This is a genomic window from Longimonas sp. (assembly GCF_046498435.1).
Taxonomy (GTDB): Bacteria; Bacteroidota; Rhodothermia; order Rhodothermales; family Salinibacteraceae; genus Longimonas.
In genome coordinates this window covers 1-3988 of record NZ_JAWOAR010000322.1, presented here as the reverse complement: position 1 = coordinate 3988, position 3988 = coordinate 1, and the positions used below count along the sequence as shown (strand labels likewise).

2 protein-coding genes and 1 pseudogene are annotated in these 3988 nt (G+C 63.3%); 2 read left to right on the top strand and 1 reads right to left on the bottom strand.

Annotated features, from left to right (window positions below; translation table 11 throughout):
* Window positions 1-3343 (bottom strand): UvrD-helicase domain-containing protein (locus R6U20_RS12390; RefSeq protein WP_410338162.1); only part of this gene is annotated, 3343 nt, incomplete at its 3' end.
* Window positions 3344-3455: 112 nt separating this feature from the next.
* On the opposite strand from R6U20_RS12390, the gene R6U20_RS12385 reads away from it, so the two are divergent.
* Together R6U20_RS12385 and R6U20_RS12380 are read left to right on the top strand one after the other, a co-directional pair.
* The gene (locus tag R6U20_RS12385) at window positions 3456-3734 is read left to right on the top strand and encodes a hypothetical protein (protein ID WP_410338161.1); all 279 of its coding nucleotides are present in this window, start codon (window positions 3456-3458) and stop codon (window positions 3732-3734) included.
* Between the two features lie 11 nt (window positions 3735-3745).
* A pseudogene (locus R6U20_RS12380) lies at window positions 3746-3988 on the top strand (hypothetical protein); the annotation flags it as partial.

Below are 3988 nucleotides of genomic sequence, written 5' to 3'. Positions count from 1 at the left end.
GTGCGGATTCGGGCGGGTGCCCCATCGCCTCGTTCCATGCAGTGGCGTACAACCGGATCTGCGGCGCGTATGCATGGACCAGTTTGCGGAGATGCGACGGGTCGTCAATCCGATCGCTCTTGTAATCGACAAGGTGCCAGGCATCGCTCGTGCGGTAGGCCAGGTCGATGGTGCCGTGCTGAACGGCATCGGCAGGATCAGCATCGCCCCGACCGGCATCGCCCGGTAGCAGACGGCTGAGCGGAAGCTCGGTGTAGATGGTTGTGGCATCAGCAAGCGCGTCCCAGAGCGGACTCTCGACCAGGGCATCGAGCATGCGTTGGAGCACGTCATGCTGGGCGGGGTCGGCCTCGTGTTCAAGGAGCAGGTGTCTCAAGTCAGCCGGTTTGTAGGTGGGCGGGGCAGGATGCCGCATCATCACCTGCTCGATGAGCGCGTGCAGGGCATTGCCGAGCGTATTTTCGTAGCTATTGGAGGCAGCGGGCACCGCTCTGCTGTGAGCGGTCTCCGAGATCGTGGCGGTGCGGTACGTTTCCTGGGCCAGCGTGATGCGGCGGGTCCGTTGGTCATCGAGATACTCGTGCAGATCGCGCAGCACATGCGGTGTAGGCGCGTCGGGGCGGGCGCTTTCGGGCGTGGGCAGCTCAGGGATGTCGTGGTCGCTGCAATACGCATCCACCGCGCGCCAGTAGCCGGGCTTGTAGCCGTCGTTTTTGTGGTGGTAACGGGATACGACAAGCATCTGCTTCGCTCGTGTGGCAGCCACATACTCCAGACGGTGCGCCTCGGCATCCTCCAGCACGGCCTCGACCGCCTCAAACTGGGGCCAGGCTTCAGGGGCGGCAGCAACGCTTGTGTTGTGCTGATATGCGTTGAGCACGGGCACTACAATCTCGTTCTCCTGCCGCCGCACGTGCTCGGTGATGCCGCCGCTGCGCGATCCGCCGTACGGGTCGGCCAGGAAGACGACGTTGGCCTGCAAGCCTTTGGCCTTGTGCACGTTCAAGAGCTGCACCGCGTTGTCGGAGCCGGTGTCGAGCGTCATGCCATCGATGTCGGCGTTCCCGTCGGCGATGTATTGCAACTCGCGCCAGATCTCGTAGGCGGAGAAGCCACGGGCGTCGAAGGCCTGCACCTCAGCCAGGATGCGCTGCAGGCGTCCCGCGTTGAGCGATCCCTCGGTGGCATCGGCGGCGGCGCGGGCGTAGAGACTGCTGGTGTCGAGAAGCGCCTCGATAGCTGGCGCGGGCCGCTGTTTGTGCAACTTCTTTTTCGCGCCCGAAATGCGCTTGTGGGCCGTGGCAAGCCGCTCGCGGAGCGCGGTAGGGGCATCGGCGGGGGCAGGGCGCTCTGTATCCCCCAAAACCAATCCGTGCTGCTTGAGGCGGTAGAGGTCGTCGTCGCTAAACCCGACGAGCGGGCCTTGCAGGTAGGCGAGGTGGGCCAGGGGATCGTCGGGGCGGAAGACGCAGGTGAGGAGCTGGACGAGCGCGTGCAGTTCGCGGGATTCGTGGGCGTCTTTGCCGCCCATCACGACGTACGGGATGTTGTAGCGGGCCAGGGCTTCGGCGTAGGTGGAGAGGCGCGAGGTGACGCGCGTGAGGATCATGAAGTCGCCGGGCTCGCCGGATACAAGGACCTCGCCGTCGGACCCGCGCTGAAGCGGTTCATCGGTGGTGGCGGCGCGGTGGATGTACCGGGCGATGTGCTCGGCATCGGCTTCGGCGATGGCTTCGGAGCGGTTGTATTTCTTGTATTCGATGGTGGACTGGTAGAGCACCGGGTCGGCGGGGTCGGTGGTGCGGTGCGGGTCGAAGTCGGTGTAGGCGGCCTGCACGGCATCGGCAGGGAGGTCGTGCGTGGGGTCGGCGTCGGCCTCGGCGCGGTCGGTGGTGAAGGGCGCGTCGAACATGGTGTTGAAGGCGTGGCAGAGCCGCGCGGTGGAGCGGAAGTTACGCGTGAGCGTGAGCGCTTCGCCGTGGGGCTGATCGTCGATCAGGCCGGCCACCTCGTTGAAGATGGCCATGTCGGCGCGCCGAAAGCGGTAGATGGACTGCTTGTCATCGCCCACCACGAAGAGCGATCCAGGGGCGGGCTCGGTGGCGCGCCAGTGGGTTGTGGTGTGGTTGGTGCCGGTGAGGTAGAAGAGGATTTCGGCCTGGAGCGGATCGGTATCCTGAAACTCGTCCACCAGCAGGCGCGGGTAGCGTTGATGCAGAGCGCGCCGCACGCTGGGGTGGTCGCGCAGGAGGTTGCGGGTGTAGAGCAGCAGATCGTTTGCCGAGAGCTGTCCGCGATCGCGGCGCAACGCCAGCAGCGGCTCGATAGCGCCGTGCGTAAACTGCGTGCAGACGTGGTGGGCGTGGGCGTGCCACCGGGTCATGAGCGGATCGACCACGTCGTCTACGAGCGGCGCCAGGTGCTCGTCTTGCAGCTCTTTGGCGTGGGACTTGTTCTCCTTCCAGTGGCTGGGCGTCATCTTGCCGCGCCGCCCATCGCGGTTTTTGCGGTTGTCGTCTTTGGCGAGGCCCTCGAAGAGCGCGAGCAGGGCAGCCTGTTCGGCAGGCGTTTCGGGGGGATTCACCCGCAGCATCTGATCCGCCTGAGCAATGGCGGCCAGGGCGTTGCAGCATCGTCCGCTGGTATCGGGCAGCGGATGCGGGAGGTATGGTGCCCAGGCGCGCACAAAATCGCGGACCGTGGCGGTGGCGTCATCGAGATCGGGCGCGGGGATGTCTTCGGTGTAGGGCTCCAGATCGGGATAGCGGCTCAGCACGGTGAACTGGTCGTAGAGGTCGGCGGGCGTGTAGCCGACGTCCTGCACCGCTTCGATGCGCTCGGGCGCCTCGTTGTGAATGCGCCGCAGGTGCTGTTGCCAGGCGCGGCGCTTCATCTCCTCGATCTCGCGGCCATCCAGCTCCATGTCGAAATCGGGCGGCAGTGCCGCTTGCAGCGGAAACTCGCGCAGGAGGCGTGCGCAGAAGCTGTGGATGGTGCCCACGAAGCACTGCGACAGGTCGTCGAGGCCCCGCCGTAGCCGCCGCGCATCGTCTGAGCCGGCAGGTGCTTTGTGCTGAAGCAACTGCAGACGCTCGAACAGGCGCTCTTTCATCTCGCCGGCGGCCTTGCGCGTGAACGTGATGGCGGTGAGGTCGCCAATAGGTACGCCGGTGCGCACGAGCGCTTCGAGGCGCGCTACGAGCGAGGTGGTCTTGCCCGCTCCGGCCGAGGCGCGCACCAGGAAGTTGGTATCGGCGTCGAAGCCGTCGAGGTCGGGCAGTGCATCGCCTGCATACGGACCGATGCGCGTGCGGGCGGCAGCGTCGGAGGTGGTTGTGGGCATGGGATGTGAGGTTGGGTGGAAAGGTGTGCGGGTGTGGGACGCGGAATAAATCCACAGATACCAATAATGTACCAAGAAAAAATCAAACCTTACGCGATAGGAGGTGGGGACGATGTTTAAACTTGGCGATCGAGTGAAAATTTTGGCCACCGGTGAGACGGGAATAGTTAAGGCGATCGCCAAGTTTACCGATGGGCATCAACTCTATGAAGTGAAAAAAATTTTATTTCACCACTACGAATTAGCCCTAATCGGGCGGCCCCAACAAACCAACAAGCGGGGCCGCCAAGCCACCTACATTCCCAAAGAACCAAATTGGACGATCGAGGATATTGACCAACGCCGCGCCGATCGCCTAGCCCAATTTCGACAACGGAGGCGGTGGCAATGACGACTTACACCGTGCCTTACACCAACCGCACAAAATGTAAGCGTTGCGGCGCTGAGATATTGTGGGGCAAAAATATCAAGGGGGAATGGATTGCTCTTAATCCATCCCCCATTACTCCCCACGCCGAAACCTGCTTTCCCTTTTGGCGGGAAAGACCGAAGCGCGAACCGAGGGTAAAACTAACCCCTCTTAGCCAACAATTTAACCATTACCAAATTCGCAAGATGTGGGCAGCCTTTATGGATGGAGTTAAG

Excerpts from the sequence above, each read along its gene's own strand:
- R6U20_RS12385 (WP_410338161.1), top strand. The coding sequence starts at position 3,456 with ATGTTTAAACTTGGCGATCGAGTGAAAATTTTGGCCACCGGTGAGACG.